This is a genomic window from Achromobacter sp. Root565 (assembly GCF_001427425.1).
Lineage (GTDB): Bacteria > Pseudomonadota > Gammaproteobacteria > Burkholderiales > Burkholderiaceae_B > Achromobacter > Achromobacter spanius_D.
Genome location: NZ_LMGO01000006.1, coordinates 360,211 through 379,408, shown reverse-complemented (window position 1 = coordinate 379,408; position 19,198 = coordinate 360,211). Strand labels below are relative to the sequence as shown.

Genomic DNA, 19,198 nt, shown 5'->3' with positions numbered 1-19,198 from the left:
CGCGGTACGGCGGGCAGCATGATCCAGATCGATCCCACCGCGCGGGTGTCCGCGCTGGCAGATATCGAGGATTCGACGCGCGGCACGCGCATCGTAGTCGGCGCGCGCGCGGTGATCGATTCCTTCGTAAAGATCAAGCCCGCGGGCGGCGCGGGCGATGTCGAGATCGGCCCGGAATGCGTCATCAATTCCGGGTGCGTGCTCTACACCGGCAACGGCATCCGCATGGGCGCCCGCGTGGCGGTGGCCGCCAACTGCACCTTCGCCCCCGCCAACCATGAATTCCGCCGCCGCGATCTGCCCATCCGCGAACAGGGCTTCAGGCCCAGCAAGGGTGGCATCGTGATCGAGGACGACGTCTGGATCGGCGCCAACTGCGTGCTGCTGGACGGCGCAGTGCTGCGCGAGGGCTGCGTGATCGCGGCCGGCACGATTGTGCGCGGCGAAGTCGAGGCGTATTCGATACAGGGCGGCAATCCGATGCAGCTGCTGGGACGGCGGGAAGCAACAGAGGACTGAGGCGGGAGGATTCGGCTGCGGGGCGGAAAGTTGGGCCAAGCGGCCGATTTACGGTCCTATTCCCCGGTTGCCCCTTGCGGACATGCTTCATAATTGCGACCGCAGCTTTTGTATCTATATTTTTCACGACATGACCGCCACGCCTCCCGATCCACTCGCTACGCAGCACGACGGCACTCCGGATCAAGATGACCAGGGGCCGGTGGACACGCAGACCCTGCGCCTGCGCGAAGAGAACCGCGCCCTGCGCGAGCTGCTTGCTGCACAGGTCCAGGCCTCGCTGCCGCGGCAGGAGCCGGGCTGGTTCAAGCGCCTGTGCTGGTGGCTGATTTCCGCGCCCGGCGCGGCGCTGGTCGGATGGCGCAGCCTGTTCGGCCGCGACGACGGCGAACCCATGACGCGCCGCCGCGTGGGCTGCGCGACGGTGACCGTGATTTATACGCTGGCCATCTACGGCGCGCTGGTGCTGCTGGTCGTGTCGTGGAATTCCCCCAACACCGCACCGTCGGGCGCCACGTCCGCCAGTCCCGTGCGCGTGCCCCTGACGCCGCTGCCTCCCCTGCCGCCGGAATCGGACACGGCGGGCACGGGTGCCGCGCCATCGCCGGCAGGCGGGCAAGGCGAGAAGATTATCGGATCGGCGTCGTCAGCAGTGGGGTCACCGTCGGGGGCATCGACTGGCGCGGATCGCGCTGGGGCATCGCCCGCGACGGGAGAAGCGGGACCTGCCGGGTCTGCGGCTGCCGGGTCTGCTACTGCCTCGATGGCTTCCCCCGGCGGGCCGGATCGTACCGCGCCGGCGGATCCCTCGAATGCGCCGGAACGCGCGACGCAGGCGGCTTCCTCTGCCGCGCCGGATCATCCGGCGCCAGCGGCATCCGCCAGCGAACCCGCCGGGCCGCAGTCGACGCTGCGCATCACCGAGTTTCCCGCCCCCGATCCGATGGCATGGGTCGCCGCGCTCGACGGCGAGTTGGCACGATGCGCCGAACTGGGCTTCTTCGAGCGCCCGGAATGCGCCTGGGCCGCGCGCAAGCAGTATTGCGAACCGCATCACGGTTGGGGCCAAGTCAAGGAATGCCCGGCCCAGCCGTAGGGCGCAAGCCGCGCCTGTGGCAACGCCGGCACAGCCCGACTGGGCCAAATCTGTCGCCGTCGCCTGCCCGACGCAGCCAAAGCTTGCCAGGCCGTGTCACATGCCCGCCACGAACACCCGCCACAATGCACTGCGGCTCGCGATCATTGCGAAATGTTTTGCATCATTCGAATGGCGTGCCCCATAATGCGACTTGCTTCGGCCGTTAACGCGGCCTCACATCACCAGGACACCTAGACCATGGATGCTTCCGTCAACAACACCGTCAATTCCGCCTTGGCCCTGCGCGACGCGAATCTCATGATGGAGGTCCAGGCATCGGTGACTAAAAAGGCAATCAACGCCCAAGCCGACTCGGTCGCCACGCTGCTGCAATCGCTGCCGGTACTGGCAATCGACGGCACGCTGGGCTCGCGCATCAACACGCACGCGTAAACCCCCGCCGCGCGGCAATCAGCCGCAACGCAAAGAACGAAGATCAGCCGCCCACGGGCGGCTTTTTTGTGCCCGGCTGCACGGCGCCCTAGCAAGCTGAAAAGGTGTCTGACACCCAGGAGAGATCGGTTCAAGGTGTCTGACACCCTGGAGAGATCACCTTCAATTTGCGCCGCCGCCTCAAGGGTGTCAGACACCGGCCCGCAATCGATACGGTCAGCAGAAAACACCTTGTTCCCATGCGACATCGGTTCAAGGTGTCTGACACCCTGGAGAGATCACCTTCAAATTGCGCCGCCGCCTCAAGGGTGTCAGACACCGGCCCGCAGTCGATAGGTTCAGCAGAAAGCGCATTGCTCCCATGCGGCACCGGTTCAAGGTGTCTGACACCCTGGAGAGATCACCTTCAATTTGCGCCGCCGCCTCAAGGGTGTCAGACACCGGCCCGCARTCGATAGGTTCAGCAGAAAGCACCTTGCTCCCATGCGGMACCGGTTCAAGGTGTCTGACACCCTGGAGAGATCACCTTCAAATTGCGCCGCCGCCTCCAGGGTGTCAGACACCGGCCCGCAATCGATAGGTTCAGCAGAAAGCRCCTTGCTCCCATGCGGCACCGGTTCAAGGTGTCTGACACCCTGGAGAGATCACCTTCAATTTGCGCCGCCGCCTCAAGGGTGTCAGACACCGGCCCGCANCACCGGTTCAAGGTGTCTGACACCCTGGAGAGATCACCTTCAATTTGCGCCGCCGCCTCAAGGGTGTCAGACACCGGCCCGCAATCGATACGTTCAGCAGAAAGCGCCGTGCTCCCATGCGGCACCGGTTCAAGGTGTCTGACACCCTGGAGAGATCACCTTCAATTTGCGCCGCCGCCTCAAGGGTGTCAGACACCCGCCCGCAATCGATACGTTCAGCAGAAAACGCCTTGTTCCCATGCAGCACCGGTTCAAGGTGTCTGACACCCTGGAGAGATCACCTTCAATTTGCACCGCCGCCTCAAGGGTGTCAGACACCGGCGCACCGCCATACGCAGGGCCAAAGTTGTCTCTCCGACGCGCCCCTCAGACCGGGCAATCGCTATCCTGCCTGCTGTTCCATTCTCTCGCGTGCAACCATGGCCAGAAGACCTCGAATCCTCATTGCGCATCAACCGCACCATATCGTCCAGCGTGGCCATCGGCAGCGGCCTGTGTTCGATGATTCCAATGACTATTGCGCTTATCTTGAAGATCTGCACGATTACCGCCGAACCCTGGGCGTCGCGCTGCACGCTTGGTGCCTGATGCCGAACCATGTGCATCTGTTGCTGACGCCCCAGGATGATCCGCGGACGCTGTCGATGCTGATGCAGCGAATCGCGCAACGTGCGACGCGACGTTGGAATGCGCGCAGGGACGTCGCCGGCTCGCTTTGGGAGGCTCGGTTCAAATCGCGGGTGATCGATACTGAGCAGTATCTGTTGGACTGCTGCAGGTACATCGAATTGAATCCGGTACGAGCCGGCCTGACAGTGTCCGCCACGGATTACCGTTGGTCGAGCTATCGGGCGCGGATGGGCATTGTCAACGACGGTCATTTGGACTTGCATGACCTGTATCTGGCGATGGGGCCGGACCCGCAGACAAGGCGCAAGGAGTACGCGAAATGGTGTTTTAGCCAGACCGGTGTCTGACACCCGTGGGGGGGGTTGGCTCAGATTGCACGCGCACTTCCGGGGTGTCAGACACCTACGCTAAGAAATCGCTGTCCGACACCCACGCAACCTGCACCGCGCACCCGCTCAATCCCCCGGCTTGCGTCCCAAGCCCACAATCAATTTCGCCAGTAGCCCATCCAGTTGCGCCTGTTCCTTCTGCGACAACGACGCCATGGCCTGCTGCTCGTTGGCAACGTGCAGCGGCAGCAGCTTGTCGATCAGCGCCAAGCCCGCCGGTGTCAGGCGCACCAGCGTGCTGCGCCGGTCATTGGGCGACGGCACGCGTTCGATGAGGCCTTTGCGTTCCAGGCGGTCAAGCCGGCTGGTCATCGCGCCTGACGACAGCATCAGGCCCTCGTGCAGGTCGGTGGGCGTCATCGCGTACGGATTGCCCGAACGCCGCAGCGTGGCGATGACGTCGAATTCGCCTTGGTGCAGTTCGAACTGCGCGGCCAGCGGCAGGAACCAATAGCGTTCCAGGAGATGCGTGGCTTCCAGCAGGCGCCCCGCCAGCGCCATCACGTTGGCGTCGATGTCCGGCCGCTCGCGTTGCCATTCTTCCTGCGCGCGCCTTGCACGATCAGTCATGGTTCTCTCTGCATGAAGCTATTTATATTGGCAGCCATGATATCCCGTTGCCGAGCGCACCGTGCCGTCTATATACTTCGACATCAAATAACTTGATGTCGAGATATCCATGTTGAGCGTGCGGTTACGCCCCCTGATTGTCCTCATTGCCATCGTCGCGGTGGCGCTGAATCTGCGGCCCGCGCTGGCGGCCATCGGGCCGTTGCTGGACATGATTCAGTCGGCCACGGGGGCCACCAATACGCAGGCCAGCCTGCTGACGACGTTGCCCGTCTTTGTCATGGGAATCTGCGCGCTGGCCGGCGGCCGCCTTACCAGATACTTGAATGAACGGGGCGGGATCGGTCTGGGTATCGCGTTGGTGGCCCTGGCCTGCCTATCGCGCTACGCCGCCGTGAACACGTACGGACTGCTGCTGACGGCCGCGCTGGCGGGCGTGGGCATTGCGCTGGCGCAGACCTTGCTGCCGGCCTTCATCAAGCGCAATTTCGCGCATGACATGGGCCGGGTGTTCGGCTTGTACACCACCGGCATCATGGCGGGCGCGGCCGTCGCGGCGGCCAGCGCCGCGGGGCTGGCGGGCAGCTTTGGCTGGCCCGCAGCGTTGGCGTTCTGGAGCGTGCCCGCCGTGCTTGCGCTGCCGTTGTGGTTCAAGGCAACGCGAGATTGCGCTGATGCGCCATCGCCCCGCCACCGCACAACTCGAACCGCCCCGCGCGCTTTTTGGCGCAATCTGCGGGCGTGGGAACTGATGCTGTTCTTTGGCATCGGCACCGGGGCGTACACGCTGGTGCTGGCGTGGTTGCCCCCGTTCTACACCGGCCTTGGGTGGGAGCCCTCCGCCGCAGGCTTTCTGCTGGGCGGCCTGACGCTGGCCGAAGTGATGGCGGGCTTGGCCGTGTCGGCGTGGATCGGCAAGTTTCCCGACCGGCGCAAGCCGCTGGCCGTTGTGCTGACGATCCTGATCTGCGGGCTGGCATGCCTGATTCTTGCACCGCTCAAGCTGGCGCTGCTGGCGTGCCTGCTGCTGGGCATTGGCATCGGTGCGCTCTTTCCGCTGTCGCTGATCGTGGCGATGGACCACCTGGACGATCCGGCGCAAGCGGGGATGCTGGCGGCGTTCGTGCAAGGCGGCGGCTACGTGCTTGCGAGCTTCATGCCGCTGCTGGCGGGCGTGCTGCGCGACCGGTTTTCGAGCCTGACCGAGGCCTGGATCGTGATGCTGGCCGGCGCGGTCATGCTGCTGGCGCTGGCAATGCGGTTTTCGCCCGCCTCGTACCGACGGATCGACGCCTGACCACGCACGCACAAACCGCGCACCCATAAAAAAACGCCGCCCCCTTCAAAAAGGGGCGGCGCTTTCCATTGCAGACGCGGCAAGCCGCGGCGCGTTACTTCTTTTTCATCGGCGGCAAGTCAGTGCAGACGCCTTCGGCGACTTCCGCGGCCATGCCCACCGATTCGCCCAGCGTCGGGTGCGGGTGGATAGTCTTGGCGATGTCGACGACGTCGGCGCCCATTTCCACGGCCAGCGCCAGTTCGCTGATCAGATCGCCCGCGTGGGTGCCCACGATGCTGCCGCCCAGGATGCGATGCGTCTCGGCGTCGAAAATGAGCTTGGTGAAGCCCTCGTCGCGGCCGTTGGCGATGGCGCGGCCCGAGGCTGCCCACGGGAACACGCCCTTCTCGATCTTGATGCCCTGCTTCTTGGCTTCGTCCTCGGTCAGGCCGACCCACGCCACTTCCGGATCGGTGTAGGCCACCGACGGGATGACGCGCGCGTCGAAGAAGGACTTCTGGCCGGCGGCGGCTTCGGCGGCGACGTGGCCTTCATGCACAGCCTTGTGGGCGAGCATGGGTTGACCCACGATGTCGCCGATGGCATAGATGTGCGGCACGTTCGTGCGCATCTGGCGGTCGACCTCGATGAAACCGCGGTCGGTGACGGCGATGCCCGCCTTGTCGGCGCCGATCTTCTTGCCGTTGGGGCTGCGGCCGACGGCTTGCAGCACCAGGTCGTAGCGTTGCGGTTCCTTGGGCGCGCCCTCGCCTTCGAAGGTGACGTAGATGCCGTCCTTCTTGGCTTCGGCGCCCACGGTCTTGGTCTTCAACATGATGTTGTCGAAGCGGTAGGCGTTCTTCTTTTGCCACACCTTGACCAGGTCGCGGTCGGCGCCCTGCATCAGGCCGTCCAGCATTTCCACCACGTCCAGACGCGCGCCCAGCGTGGAGTACACCGTACCCATTTCGAGGCCGATGATGCCGCCGCCGATGATGAGCATCTTCTTGGGCACTTCACGCAGCAGCAAGGCGCCGGTGGAGTCGACGATGCGCTCGTCCTGGGGCAGGAACGGCAACTTCACCGACTGGCTGCCGGCGGCAATGATGGCCTGCTTGAAGCGCAGGGTCTGCGTCTTGCCATCGGCGCCCTTGACCGTCAGGTGGTTGGCATCGGCGAATTCGCCCACGCCCGTCACCACGGTGACCTTGCGCGCCTTGGCCATGCCGGCCAGGCCGCCGGTCAGCTTGGCGACCACGCTGTCCTTGTAGCCGCGCAGCTTGTCCAGATCGATCTTGGGCTCGCCGAAGCTGATGCCATGGGCAGCCAGCTCGCGGGCTTCGTCGATGATGGCGGCGTTGTGCAGCAGCGCCTTGGACGGAATGCAGCCCACGTTCAGGCAGACGCCGCCCAGCGTGCTGTAGCGCTCGACCAGGACCACGGACAGGCCCAGGTCGGCGGCGCGGAAGGCGGCGGAGTAGCCGCCGGGGCCCGCGCCCAGCACCAGCATGTCGTATTCGCCGTCGGCCGAGCCACTGAAGGTAGCGGCGGCAGGCGCGGCGGCCTTCGCAGCGGGCGCGTCGGACTTGGGCGCGTCGGACTTGGCGGCCGGCTTGGGATCGGCCTTGGGAGCCGCTTCCTTGGCGGCGCCAGCATCAGCAGCCGCTTCCACTTCCAGCACGACCGCGCCTTCAGCGACCTTGTCGCCGACCTTCACGGCAATGGACTTCACCACGCCGCCTTGCGACGCGGGGATCTCCATCGAGGCCTTGTCGGATTCGACGGTGATCAGGCTTTGCTCGGCCTTGATCGTGTCGCCCACGGCCACCAGCACCTCGATGACTTCCACTTCCTTGAAGTCGCCGATGTCCGGCACTTTGATTTGAACGGTATTGCTCATAGGGCTCCCCGTTTACAGCGCGATGCGGCGGAAGTCGGCCAGCAGCGCACCCAGATAGGCGTTGAAGCGCGCGGCCGAGGCGCCGTCGATGACGCGGTGGTCATAGGACAACGACAGCGGCACGATCAGGCGCGGCACGAACTGCTTGCCGTCCCACACGGGCTTGTGCGAGGAGCGCGACACACCCAGGATCGCCACTTCAGGCGCGTTGATGATGGGCGTGAACGAGGTGCCGCCGATGCCGCCGAGCGACGAGATCGAGAAGCAGCCGCCCTGCATTTCCGCGGGCGAGATCTTGCCGTCGCGCGCCTTCTTGGACAGGTCCGTCATTTCCTGGGCGATCTGCAGGATGCCCTTCTTGTCGGCATCGCGGATCACCGGCACCACCAGCCCGTTGGGCGTGTCGGCCGCAAAACCGATGTGGTAGTACTGCTTGAGCACCAGGTTGTCGCCATCCAGCGAGGCGTTGAACTCGGGGAATTTCTTCAGGGCCGCGACCACGGCCTTGATCAGGAAGGCCAGCATCGTGACCTTGACGCCCGACTTCTCGTTTTCCTTGTTCAGCGTGACGCGCAGCGCTTCCAGGTCGGTGATGTCCGCTTCGTCGTTGTTGGTGACGTGCGGGATCATGACCCAGTTGCGGTGCAGGTTTGCGCCCGAGATCTTCTTGATGCGCGACAGCGGCTTGGCTTCGATCGGGCCGAACTTGGTGAAGTCGACCTTCGGCCACGGCAAGAGGCCCAGCGCGGCGCCATCGGCGGAACCGCCGGCAGCAGCGGCCGCCGGCGCTGCCGACAGAGCCTGCTTGACGAAACCGCGCACGTCGTCCGCGGTGATGCGTTCCTTGGGACCGGAGCCCTTGACCTTGGAGAGGTTCACGCCCAGTTCGCGCGCAAACTTGCGCACGGACGGCGAGGCGTGCGGGAGCTGGCCGGGCTTGAGGTTGGCGTCTTCCAGGGCGGCGGCGGGCGCCGGACGCGAGGCGGGCGCGGCAGCCTGCGCGGGTGCCGATTCTGCCTTGGCTTCCGGCTTTGCTGCGGGGGCCGCCGCGGCTTCGGACTTCGCGGCCGGGGCGGCAGCGGCTTGTGCACCGCCTTCCACCACCACCACGACCGAGCCCTTGGCGACCTTGTCGCCGACCTTGACCTTCACTTCCTTGACCACGCCGCCTTGCGAAGCCGGGATCTCCATCGAGGCCTTGTCGGACTCGACGGTGATCAGGCTTTGCTCGGCCTTGATGGTGTCGCCGACCGCGACCATGACTTCGATGACTTCAACTTCCTTGAAGTCGCCGATGTCCGGCACTTCGATCTCGACCGGGCCGCTGGAGGCGGCCGGCGCGGGCGCCGAGGCCTCGGCCTTGGGCGCGGCGGCGGCGGCCTGCTTGGGTTCTTCCTTGGCGGCCGGCTTGGGGTCGGCCTTGGGGGCCTCTTCCTTGGCGGCGCCGGAGGCGGCTTCTTCCACTTCCAGCACGACCGCGCCTTCGGCGACCTTGTCGCCGACCTTCACGGTGATGGACTTCACCACGCCGCCTTGCGACGCGGGGATTTCCATCGAGGCTTTGTCGGATTCGACCGTGATCAGGCTTTGCTCCGCCTTGATCGTGTCGCCCACGGCAACCAGCACTTCAATGACTTCCACTTCCTTGAAGTCGCCGATGTCGGGAACCTTGATTTGCACGATGTTGCTCATGTCTCTTTACCCTCAGGCGTATTGCGGGTTGGCTTTGTTCGGATTGATGCCGTACTTCTTGATGGCTTCGGCCACCTTGGCAACCGGCACCTTGCCTTCGTCGGCCAGCGCGCGCAGCGCGGCGACGACGACGAAGTGGCGATCCACCTCGAAGTGCTCGCGCAGCTTCGAGCGGAAATCCGAGCGGCCGAAACCATCGGTGCCCAGCACCTTGTATTCGCGGCCCTTGGGCACGAACGGACGGATCTGGTCCGCAAAGAGCTTCATGTAGTCGGTCGATGCGATGATCGGGCCTTCCGTCTTGGCCAGCTGTTCCGTGACGTAAGCCACCTGCGGCTTCTTCTCGTCGGGGTGCAGCATGTTGTGGCGTTCGGCGTCCAGACCGTTGCGGCGCAGCTCGGTGAAGCTGGTGACGCTCCAGATGTCGGAGGCGACGTCCCAGTCGGCGGCCAGCAATTCCTGCGCAGCCATGACTTCGCGCAGGATGGTGCCCGAACCCATGAGCTGCACGCGGTTCTTGCCCTTGCCGTGCGACTTGAGCTTGTACATGCCCTTGATGATGCCTTCCTCGTCGCCCTTGGTCAGACCGGGCTGCGGGTAGTTTTCGTTCATCACCGTCAGGTAGTAGTAGACGTTTTCCTGGTCTTGCACCATGCGCTTCAGACCGTGCTGAATGATCACGGCGAGCTCATGGCCGAACGTCGGGTCGTACGACACGCAGTTCGGGATGGTCGAGGCCAGGATGTGGCTGTGGCCGTCTTCGTGCTGCAGGCCTTCGCCGTTCAGCGTCGTGCGGCCGGCGGTGCCGCCCAGGAGGAAGCCGCGCGCCTGCATGTCGCCCGCGGCCCAGGCCAGGTCGCCGATGCGCTGGAACCCGAACATCGAGTAGTAGATGAAGAACGGGATCATGATGCGGTTGTTCGAGGAGTACGACGTGGCCGCCGCAATCCACGAGCTCATCGCGCCCGCTTCGTTGATGCCTTCCTGCAGAAGCTGGCCGTCGGCCGCTTCCTTGTAGTACATGACCTGGTCCTTGTCGACCGGGGTGTACTTCTGGCCTTCCGGCGCGTAGATGCCGATCTGGCGGAACAGGCCTTCCATGCCGAAGGTACGCGATTCGTCGGCCAGGATCGGCACGACGCGCGGACCCAGTTCCTTGTCGCGCAGCACCTGGTTCAGGATGCGCACGAAGGCTTGGGTGGTCGAGATTTCGCGGCCTTCCGCGGTGGGTTCCAGCACGGCCTTGAAGGCGTCCAGCGCGGGGGCCTTCAGTTGCTCGTCGGCCTTGGCGCGGCGGCGCGGCAGGTAGCCGCCCAGCGCGGCGCGGCGCTCGTGCAGGTACTTCATTTCGGGCGAGTCTTCGGCCGGCTTGAAGTACGGCAGGTCTTCCAGCTTGTCGTCCGGGATCGGGATGCCGAAGCGGTCGCGGAATTCGCGGATGGAGTCCAGCTCCAGCTTCTTTTGCTGGTGGGTCGGGTTCTTGGCCTGGCCGACGTGGCCCATGCCGTAGCCCTTGATGGTCTTGGCCAGGATGACGGTCGGCTGGCCGGTGTGGTCGCTGGCCGACTTGAAGGCCGCGTACACCTTGTGGGGGTCATGGCCGCCACGATTCAGGCGCCAGATGTCCTCATCGCTCATGCGCGACACGGCTTCCAGCAGCTTGGGGTGCTTGCCGAAGAAGTGTTCACGGACGAACTTGCCGTCGTTGGCCTTGTAAGCCTGGTACTCGCCGTCGACGGTTTCTTCCATGATCTGGCGCAGGATGCCTTCCTTGTCGTGCGCAAGCAGCGGATCCCAGTAACCGCCCCAGATCAGCTTGATGACGTTCCAGCCCGAACCGCGGAAGTCGCCTTCCAGTTCCTGGATGATCTTGCCGTTGCCGCGCACCGGGCCGTCCAGGCGCTGCAGGTTGCAGTTGATGACGAAGATCAGGTTGTCGAGCTTTTCGCGGGCCGCCAGGGCGATGGCGCCCAGCGACTCGGGTTCGTCCATTTCGCCGTCGCCGCAGAACACCCAGACCTTGCGGTTGCTGGTGTCGGCGATGCCGCGGGCGTGCAGGTACTTCAGGAAACGGGCCTGGTAGATGGCCATCAGCGGGCCCAGGCCCATCGACACCGTGGGGAACTGCCAGAAGTCCGGCATCAGCTTCGGATGCGGGTACGAGGACAGGCCCTTGCCGTCCACTTCCTGGCGGAAGTGATTCAGCTGGTCTTCGGTCAGGCGGCCTTCAAGGTAGGCGCGGCCGTACATGCCGGGCGAGGTGTGGCCCTGGAAGTAGACCAGGTCGCCGCCGTGGCCTTCGTCTTCAGCGTGCCAGAAGTGGTTCTGGCCGCAGCCGATCATGGTGGCCAGCGAGGCGAACGACGCGATGTGGCCGCCCAGGTCGCCGCCATCGGGCGGGTTGTGCTTGTTGGCCTTGACCACCATGGCCATGGCGTTCCAGCGCACGTACGAGCGGATGCGCGATTCCAGTTCCAGGTTGCCCGGGTGCGCCGGCTCCAGGCCGGGCGGAATCGTGTTGACGTAAGCGGTATTGGGCGAGAACGGGATATGCGCGCCGGAGCGACGGGCTTCGTCGATCAGGCGTTCCAGCAGGTAATGGGCGCGCTGCGGTCCTTCGCGATCAAGGACGGCTGCCAGGGCTTCGAGCCACTCCTGGGTTTCAAGGGTGTCTTCGTCGTTGGCGGCCTGCACGGCGCCAGCCTGGGCGTTAGAGGACATCGTGTGTCTCCTGTTGGGGTTCGTCGTGACCACACACCCGCTTATTTATCTACTCGCGGACATTGCATGGTAGCCGGGATCATCCGGGCTACCATGCAATGCATGGGGTCGGGGTGTTCAAAGGACCTGCCAGGGGCGGGTTTCCTGTCAGCCGGCATTCTAAGAAAGAAGATTAACCGGTCGCAAGGAAAATTTCATGTTGCGGTACGGCATTTCATAATGCGGAAAGTTGACCACAAGCTGAATTGCTGAACGCCATACTTTTTATGGTCTAGGCCGAATGGGGGACTTGATTCCCGGCAATTCCCTCCCAACACGCACTAAAATGCGCGGTCTACCGGCCCCGAATTCCATGTCCAGCGCGCCCAAGTCCAACATACCCACGCCTTTCCACGACCACGCCCGCACCCGGCGGCGCGGGGTGTACTGGGTCACGCCCGCGATGGTGCTGATCCTCTATATCTGTGTGATGGCGGTGTTCTTCTGGTTGCAGCGCATCCATGACGACAGCGTCATGTTTGTCACCATAGACCAGGAACTGCGCCAGCAACGCCTGATCTGGGTCGTGCTGGCGCTGTCGTGCGTCATCGTCATCAGCCTCTTGATGCTGTGGCGCTATACCCGCTTCCGGTCCACCGCCGAGGCCGCGCTCATCGCCGAAACCGGGTTCCGGCGCGCCATGGAAAACTCCATGTCCACGGGCATGCGCGTGCTCGACATGGAAGGCCGCATCGCCTATGTGAACCCCGCCTTCTGCCGGATGATCGGCTGGAACGAGGCCGACCTGATCGGCCGCAGCCCGCCCTTCCCGTATTGGGTGCCGGGCCGCCACGAACAGCACCAGCACACGCTGGACGTGCTGATGTCGGGCAAGACGCCCAGCAGCGGCCTGGAGGTCGAGGCCCAGCGGCGCGATGGCTCGCGCTTCACGGCGCGCATGTACGTGTCGCCGTTGCTGGACCCCAACGGCAATCAGATCGGCTGGATGACGTCCATGACGGACATCACCGAGCCCAAGCGCATCCGCGAGGCCCTGACTGCCGCGCACGAACGGTTCATGACCGTGCTGGAAGGCCTGGACGACGCCATCTCGGTCACCGCCGACACGCATGACGGGCTGGAGCTGCTGTTTGCCAACCGCACCTACCGCCGCGTGTTCGGCGCGCAGACCGGCGGCCACGACGAACTGCTGGCCGGCCGCCGCGGCCGCTTCACCGACGAATCGGTCGAGGTCTTTGCGCCGTCCGTGCAGCGCTGGTTTGAAGTGCACCACCGCATGCTGGCCTGGACGGACGGCCGCCGCGTGCGCATGCAGGTGGCGCGCGATATCACCGAGCGCCGCGGCCACGAGGAAGCGTCGCGCGTGCAGCAGGAAAAGATCCAGCTCACCAGCCGTCTGACCACGATGGGCGAAATGGCCTCGTCGCTGGCGCACGAACTGAACCAGCCGCTGACGGCCATCGCCAACTACAGCATGGGCGCGGTGGCGCTGGTCAAGGCCGGCCACACCAGTCCGAACATGCTGCTGCCCGCGCTGGAAAAGGCCGCCTCGCAGGCCGAGCGCGCCGGCAAGATCATCAGCCGAATCCGCGAATTCGTGAAGCGCAGCGAGCCGCGCCGCCAGCGCGTGGCCATCGGCCGCATCGTCGACAACGCCATCGGCTTTGCCGAAATCGACGCCCGCAAGCGCCGCATCCGCATCGACAGCTTCGTGCCGTCCAACGCGCCCGACGTCCTGGCCGACCCTATCCTGATCGAACAGGTCTTGCTGAACCTGCTCAAGAACGGGCTGGAAGCCATGGAAAAGAGCGAGTCCGACGAGCTTAAGGTTGCCGTAATTCTTCACGAGCAGCATATCGAGGTGGCCGTCGTGGACCGCGGCCACGGGCTGGCCGAACCCGAGCGTCTGTTCGAACCGTTCTTCAGCACCAAGTCGCAGGGCCTGGGCATGGGGCTGAACATCTGCCGTACCATTATCGAATCGCATCACGGCCGCCTGTGGGCTGACCCCAATCCCCCCGGCGGTACTATCTTCCGCTTCACCCTGCCCTGCGCTGCGACCCAGACGCAGGCCCAGAACGATCAGTCCGAGGAGTTGCACGCATGAACACGCCCCACCTGTCGAGCACAGTATTCATTGTCGACGACGACGAAGCGGTCCGCGATTCGCTGCGCTGGCTGCTGGAAGCCAATGGATACCGCGTTCGCGCCTACGCCAGCGGCGAGTCCTTCCTGGAAGACTACGACGCCAGCCAGATCGGCGTGCTGATCGCCGACGTGCGCATGCCCGGCATGAGCGGCCTGGAGCTGCAGGAACAGCTCATCATCCGCAACGCGCCGCTGCCCATCGTGTTCATCACCGGCCACGGCGACGTGCCGATGGCGGTGTCCACCATGAAGAAAGGCGCCGTCGACTTCCTGGAAAAGCCGTTCAACGAATCCGACCTGCGCGAAATCGTGGCGCGCATGCTGGAGCAGGCCACGCAGCGCGTGAGCAAGCACCAGGCCCAGAAGGACCACGAAGCCATGCTGGCGCGCCTGACCGCGCGCGAGCAACAGGTGCTGGAGCGCATCGTCGCCGGCCGCTTGAACAAGCAGATCGCCGACGACCTGGGCATCAGCATCAAGACCGTCGAGGCGCACCGCGCCAACATTATGGAAAAACTTGAAGTGACCACCGTTGCAGATTTGATGAAAGTGGCCTTGGCCAAACCCGAGGCACACGCATGACCGCAAGGATTATTGACGGCGCGGCCCTCTCGCAGCGCATTCGCGAAGAAGTCGCCCAGCGTGTTTCGGTCCTGGCCGCCAAGGGCACCCGCCCCGGCCTGGCCGTTGTGCTGGTCGGCGCGGACCCCGCCTCGCAGGTGTATGTGCGCAACAAGGTCGCGGCCTGCGAAAAGGCCGGACTGCATTCCGTGAAAGAGCAATACCCGGCCGAGATGACCGAGGCCGAACTGCTGGCCCGCATCGACGTGCTGAATCGGGACCCCAGCATCCACGGCATCCTGGTGCAACTGCCGCTGCCCAAGCACATGGACGCCCACAAGGTCATCGAGGCCATCGCGGCCGAGAAGGACGTGGACGGCTTCCATATCAGCAACGCAGGCCTGCTCATGACGGGCCAGCCGCTGTTCCGCCCCTGCACGCCGTATGGCGTGATGAAGATGCTGGAATCGGAAGGCGTGAACCTGCGCGGAGCTGAGGCCGTCATCGTGGGCGCCAGCAACATCGTGGGCAAGCCGATGGCCATGCTGCTGTTGCAGGCCGGCGCCACCATCACGATCTGCAACTCCAAGACGCGCGACCTGGCGGCCCAGACCCGCCGCGCCGACGTGCTGGTCGTGGCCACCGGCAAGCCCGGCATGATCGACGGCTCGATGATCAAGCCCGGCGCCGTCGTCATCGACGTGGGCATCAACCGCGGCGCCGACGGCAAGCTGTGCGGCGACGTGGATTTTGCTTCCGCCAAGGAAGTGGCCGGCGCGATCACCCCCGTGCCCGGCGGCGTGGGTCCGATGACCATCGCCATGCTGCTGGTCAATACGGTTGAAGCGGCTGAACGGGCTGCGGGTTAAAGCGTAGATCTCGGTGTCTGACACTCATGTGAGATGCACTTCAGCTTGAACGGGCGTCTCAGGGGTGTCAGACACCTGCCGCAACTTCCGCGGTGTCTGACACCCGTGTGAGAYGCACTTCAGCTTGAACGGGTGTCTCAGGGGTGTCAGACACCTGCCGCAACTTGAGGCACCCCATGAGGCCATCCCCTTGGTCGGCCCTTGCGTTCGGACCGATCGCCCTCACCTGATCCTTATCGCCTTCGCCGGCGCGCCTGGCGCGCCGCCTGCCACTCAATAAGCCGGTAACACCATGACCCAGAACCCCCTGCTCGCTCCCGTGTCCGAACTGGTCGATTACGCGGCCGTCAAACCCGCGCACATCGTGCCTGCCGTCGAGGAACTGCTGGGCATCGCCCGCAAGGCGGTCGACCACGCCGCCGACCCCGCGCTTGCGCCCACCTGGGAAGCCGTGGCCGAGCCCCTGGACACTGCGTCCGAGCGCCTGTGGCGCGCCTGGTCGGTGGCCGGCCACCTTAATGCCGTAGTCAATACGCCGGAACTGCGCGAGGCCTACAACGCCGCCCTGCCGCTGGTCACCGAGTTTTCGACCTGGGTTGGCCTGCACGAAGGGCTGTACAAGCAATACCAGCGGCTGGCCGCCTCGCCCGATTTCGCATCCTGGACGCCGGTGCGCCGCCGCATCGTGGAAATGGCGCTGCGTGACTTCCGCCTGAGCGGCGTCGAACTGCAGGGCGCCGACCGCGAACGCTATGCCGCGATTTCCGACCGCGAGGCGCAGGCGTCGCAGAAGTTCTCGGAAAACGTGCTGGATTCCATCGATGCGTGGTCGCTGATCGTTGAAGACGAAAGCCGCCTGGCCGGCATCCCGGCCGACGTGGTTGCCGCCGCGCGCGCCGCCGCCGACGAAGACGGCAAGGCCGGCTGGAAGCTCACGCTGAAGATGCCCTGCTACCTGCCCGTCATGCAGTACGCCAAGGATCGCTCGCTGCGCGAGGCGCTGTACCGCGGCTACGGCACGGTCGCGTCCGAACAGGGCGACGCCAAGTTCGACAACTCGCCGCTGATCGAAGAACTGCTTTCGCTGCGCGCCGAGGAATCGGGCCTGCTGGGCCTGGGCACCTTTGCCGCGCTGCGTCTGCAGACGCGCATGGCTCGCGACGCCAAGGAAGTCACCGTCTTCCTGCGCGACCTGGCCGCCCGCGCCAAGCCGTACGCGCAGCGCGATCTGGCTGAACTTACCGCCTACGCCACCGGCGAACTCGGGCTGGACAGCCTGCAGCCCTGGGACGTGGCCTACGCCTCGGAACGCCTGCGTGAATCGCGCTACGCGTACTCGGAAGACGAGGTGAAGCAGTACTTCACCGAGCCCCGCGTGCTGGCTGGCCTTTTTGACGTCATCCAGACCCTGTTCGGCGTGCGCCTGACGGAAACGCCTGTGTCGTCCTGGCACGGCGACGTGCGCGGCGTTCGGGTCGAAAGCCCCGAAGGCGCGCTGATCGGTCATCTGTACCTGGACCTGTACGCCCGCGCCGGCAAGCAGAACGGCGCGTGGGTCGACAGCGAGCGCACGCGCCGCGTCGTGGCCGGCCAAGTGCAGACGCCCATCGCGTACCTGACGTGCAATTTCTCACGCCCCAACGGCGACCGTCCTGCCGTGCTGACGCATGACGACGTCATCACCCTCTTCCACGAAACCGGCCACGCACTGCATGCGCTGCTGTCCGAAGTCGACGAGCCCGGCGCCGCCGCGTTTGCCAGCGTGGAATGGGACGCCATCGAACTGCCCTCGCAGTTCATGGAGAACTTCTGCTGGGAATGGGCCGTAGTGCAGAAGCTGTCGGCGCACGTGGACACCGGCGAGCCGCTGCCGCGCGCGCTCTACGACCGCCTGGTCGCCGCCCGCAACTACCAGAGCGGCATGCAGACCGTGCGCCAGATCGAGTTCGCGCTGTTCGACATGCTGATGCACGACCGCAGCAAGGGTGCGTCGATTTCCGAAGTGCTGGCGCTCTTGCAGGATGTGCGCCAGGAAGTTGCCGTGCTGTTCCCGCCCGAATGGCACCGCCTGCCGCACGCCTTCTCGCATCTGTTCGCGGGCGGCTACGGCGCGGGCTATTACAGCTACAAGTGGGCCGAAGTGCTGTCGGCCGACGCGTACGAGGCGTTCGAGGAAGCGGCGGCCAAGCAGGCCGGCAACGCGCTGGGCACGCTGGATCCGGAAACCGGTGCGCGTTTCCGCCGCGAAGTGCTGGCCGTGGGCGGCTCGCGCCCGGCGGCCGAATCGTTCGCCGCGTTCCGCGGCCGGGCGCCTCGCATTGACGCGCTGCTGCGCCATAGCGGGATGACGGCTAGCTGATGACGGTGTCCGACATCCGTGGTTTTGCCGGCAATTTGGCATGGGACGGTGTCTGACACCCTTGATGCACTGCCGCACCTTGCCGTGCACTTCAGCGGGTGTCAGACACCTTGCGCCGGCTAAATTGCCGGGCGTCTCATATGGTGTCAGACACCTGACGCCTGTTGCACGCCGCGCCTGCCAAGACGGCCCGCCATCGAGCGGGCCGTTTTTTTGCCCTGGGCTTGCGCGCGCACAAGGCATGGCGGCCGTATGCCGCTTTCCTCAGATCCAGCAGGTAGAATCCGAAAGGTTTACCCCCTTCCGGCTACTGGACCCATGCGACACCTGATTACCGGCCGCTACTTTCGCGGACTGCTGTTGGCCTTGTGTGTGTTTCTTGCCGCCTGCGGCGACAGGAACGTGGACTGGACGCTCTACAACGTCAAGGGCCACCTGCCGGATCTGAAGTTCTCGCTGCCCGGCGCGGGCGGCAAGACCGTCAGCAGCGACGACCTGAAGGGCAAGACGGTACTGCTGTTTTTCGGCTACGCCAGTTGCCCGGACATCTGCCCGACGACCATGGCGCAGTTGACTGCGGTGCTGCAGAACCTGGGCGACAAGGCCAAGGACGTGCGCATCCTGTTCGTCAGCGTGGACCCGCACCGCGACACGCCGGACATCCTGCAAGCCTACGTCAACGCCTTCAACAACAGCGCCATCGGCGTGACGGGCGACGAACGGCAGATCGCGGACCTGGCGCGCCGGTACCGCGTGGCCTACCAGATCGAAAAGCCCCGCCCCGGCGACGACGCCGATATGTACGAGGTGACGCACAGCCGCGGCGTGTACATTTTCGACAAGGACGGCCAAGCGCGCCTCCTGGCCTCCGACACCGACAGCATCGAGGCGCTGACCAAAGACGTGCGCCAGCTCATCGATCTGACTTCCTGAGGGGCCGCACACCAGTTGTTACAGCGACAGCGCGCGGGGCGTGGGTATCATCAGTCCACTTCGCCCCCTTTTCCCTAGTAAGGAGTACGCGCATGAGCATCATCATCATGATCATCGTCGGGTTCATCGTGGGCCTGATCGCCCGCGCCATCATGCCCGGGGACCAGAACATGGGGATCATCATGACCACCATTCTTGGCATCATCGGCGCCGTCGTTGCCGGCTTCCTGGGCCAGTCGCTGGGGTGGTACCAGCCCGGCGAACCCGCGGGCTGGATCGGATCCGTCGTCGGCGCGGTCATCGTGCTGTTCGTGGTGGGCCTGATCGCCAGGAAGCGCACCTGACGTCTGCGTCTTCGCACGCAAAAAAAAACGGGCCGATCGCAAGATCGGCCCGTTTTGC

The 19,198-nt window shown here is 64.9% G+C and carries 15 protein-coding genes; 11 read left to right on the top strand and 4 right to left on the bottom strand.

Annotated features, from left to right (window positions below):
• The first annotated feature begins 18 nt into the window (after positions 1-18).
• From ASD71_RS23115 to ASD71_RS28145, 4 genes are all read left to right on the top strand, one after another.
• Positions 19-519 (top strand): DapH/DapD/GlmU-related protein, encoded by a 501-nt coding sequence (locus ASD71_RS23115; protein ID WP_056570150.1) that lies wholly within the window; start codon positions 19-21, stop codon positions 517-519.
• A gap of 130 nt (positions 520-649) precedes the next feature.
• Positions 650-1,615: a hypothetical protein gene (locus tag ASD71_RS23110; protein WP_056570148.1), complete on the top strand. Its 966-nt coding sequence runs from the start codon at positions 650-652 to the stop codon at positions 1,613-1,615.
• A gap of 240 nt (positions 1,616-1,855) precedes the next feature.
• Entirely contained in the window at positions 1,856-2,050 is a 195-nt protein-coding gene (locus tag ASD71_RS23105; protein WP_056316520.1) for a putative motility protein, read from the top strand.
• A gap of 1,114 nt (positions 2,051-3,164) precedes the next feature.
• Positions 3,165-3,722, top strand: a complete 558-nt coding sequence (locus ASD71_RS28145; protein ID WP_255357211.1) for a transposase — start codon at positions 3,165-3,167, stop codon at positions 3,720-3,722.
• A gap of 108 nt (positions 3,723-3,830) precedes the next feature.
• On the opposite strand, the gene ASD71_RS23095 is transcribed toward ASD71_RS28145, so the two are convergent.
• Positions 3,831-4,334, bottom strand: a complete 504-nt coding sequence (locus tag ASD71_RS23095; protein WP_056570146.1) for a MarR family winged helix-turn-helix transcriptional regulator — start codon at positions 4,332-4,334, stop codon at positions 3,831-3,833.
• 112 nt (positions 4,335-4,446) lie between these two features.
• On the opposite strand from ASD71_RS23095, the gene ASD71_RS23090 reads away from it, so the two are divergent.
• Complete coding sequence (locus ASD71_RS23090) at positions 4,447-5,631, top strand: MFS transporter (RefSeq protein WP_200949473.1); 1,185 nt, start codon at positions 4,447-4,449, stop codon at positions 5,629-5,631.
• Between the two features lie 94 nt (positions 5,632-5,725).
• Here ASD71_RS23090 and lpdA read toward each other — a convergent pair whose 3' ends face one another.
• The 3 genes from lpdA to aceE are packed head-to-tail and all read right to left on the bottom strand — an operon-like array spanning position 5,726 to position 11,926.
• The gene (gene lpdA, locus ASD71_RS23085; RefSeq protein ID WP_056570142.1) at positions 5,726-7,513 is read right to left on the bottom strand and encodes a dihydrolipoyl dehydrogenase; all 1,788 of its coding nucleotides are present in this window, start codon (positions 7,511-7,513) and stop codon (positions 5,726-5,728) included.
• Between the two features lie 12 nt (positions 7,514-7,525).
• Positions 7,526-9,205, bottom strand: a complete 1,680-nt coding sequence (aceF, locus tag ASD71_RS23080) for a dihydrolipoyllysine-residue acetyltransferase (protein ID WP_056570139.1) — start codon at positions 9,203-9,205, stop codon at positions 7,526-7,528.
• A gap of 12 nt (positions 9,206-9,217) precedes the next feature.
• Positions 9,218-11,926 (bottom strand): pyruvate dehydrogenase (acetyl-transferring), homodimeric type, encoded by a 2,709-nt coding sequence (aceE, locus tag ASD71_RS23075; protein ID WP_056570137.1) that lies wholly within the window; start codon positions 11,924-11,926, stop codon positions 9,218-9,220.
• 352 nt (positions 11,927-12,278) lie between these two features.
• Between aceE and ASD71_RS23070 the strand changes: the two genes are divergently transcribed.
• The 6 genes from ASD71_RS23070 (at position 12,279) to ASD71_RS23045 (ending at position 19,140) form a co-directional block, all read left to right on the top strand.
• Positions 12,279-14,033: a PAS domain S-box protein gene (locus tag ASD71_RS23070; protein WP_056570135.1), complete on the top strand. Its 1,755-nt coding sequence runs from the start codon at positions 12,279-12,281 to the stop codon at positions 14,031-14,033.
• A complete protein-coding gene (locus tag ASD71_RS23065) occupies positions 14,030-14,656 on the top strand; it encodes a response regulator transcription factor (RefSeq protein ID WP_056570132.1) in 627 nt (208 codons plus the stop codon). Before ASD71_RS23070 ends, ASD71_RS23065 begins: the two co-directional genes overlap by 4 nt.
• Positions 14,653-15,504, top strand: a complete 852-nt coding sequence (folD, locus tag ASD71_RS23060; RefSeq protein WP_056570130.1) for a bifunctional methylenetetrahydrofolate dehydrogenase/methenyltetrahydrofolate cyclohydrolase FolD — start codon at positions 14,653-14,655, stop codon at positions 15,502-15,504. The genes ASD71_RS23065 and folD overlap by 4 nt, the downstream gene beginning before the upstream one ends.
• A gap of 292 nt (positions 15,505-15,796) precedes the next feature.
• A complete protein-coding gene (locus ASD71_RS23055) occupies positions 15,797-17,863 on the top strand; it encodes a M3 family metallopeptidase (protein ID WP_056570128.1) in 2,067 nt (688 codons plus the stop codon).
• A 318-nt stretch (positions 17,864-18,181) separates the two neighbouring features.
• Positions 18,182-18,796 carry an SCO family protein gene (locus ASD71_RS23050; RefSeq protein WP_056570126.1) on the top strand — a complete coding sequence of 205 codons (615 nt, stop codon included), beginning with the start codon at positions 18,182-18,184 and terminating at the stop codon, positions 18,794-18,796.
• A gap of 92 nt (positions 18,797-18,888) precedes the next feature.
• Positions 18,889-19,140, top strand: a complete 252-nt coding sequence (locus ASD71_RS23045) for a GlsB/YeaQ/YmgE family stress response membrane protein (protein ID WP_056570125.1) — start codon at positions 18,889-18,891, stop codon at positions 19,138-19,140.
• The last annotated feature ends 58 nt before the right edge of the window (positions 19,141-19,198 follow it).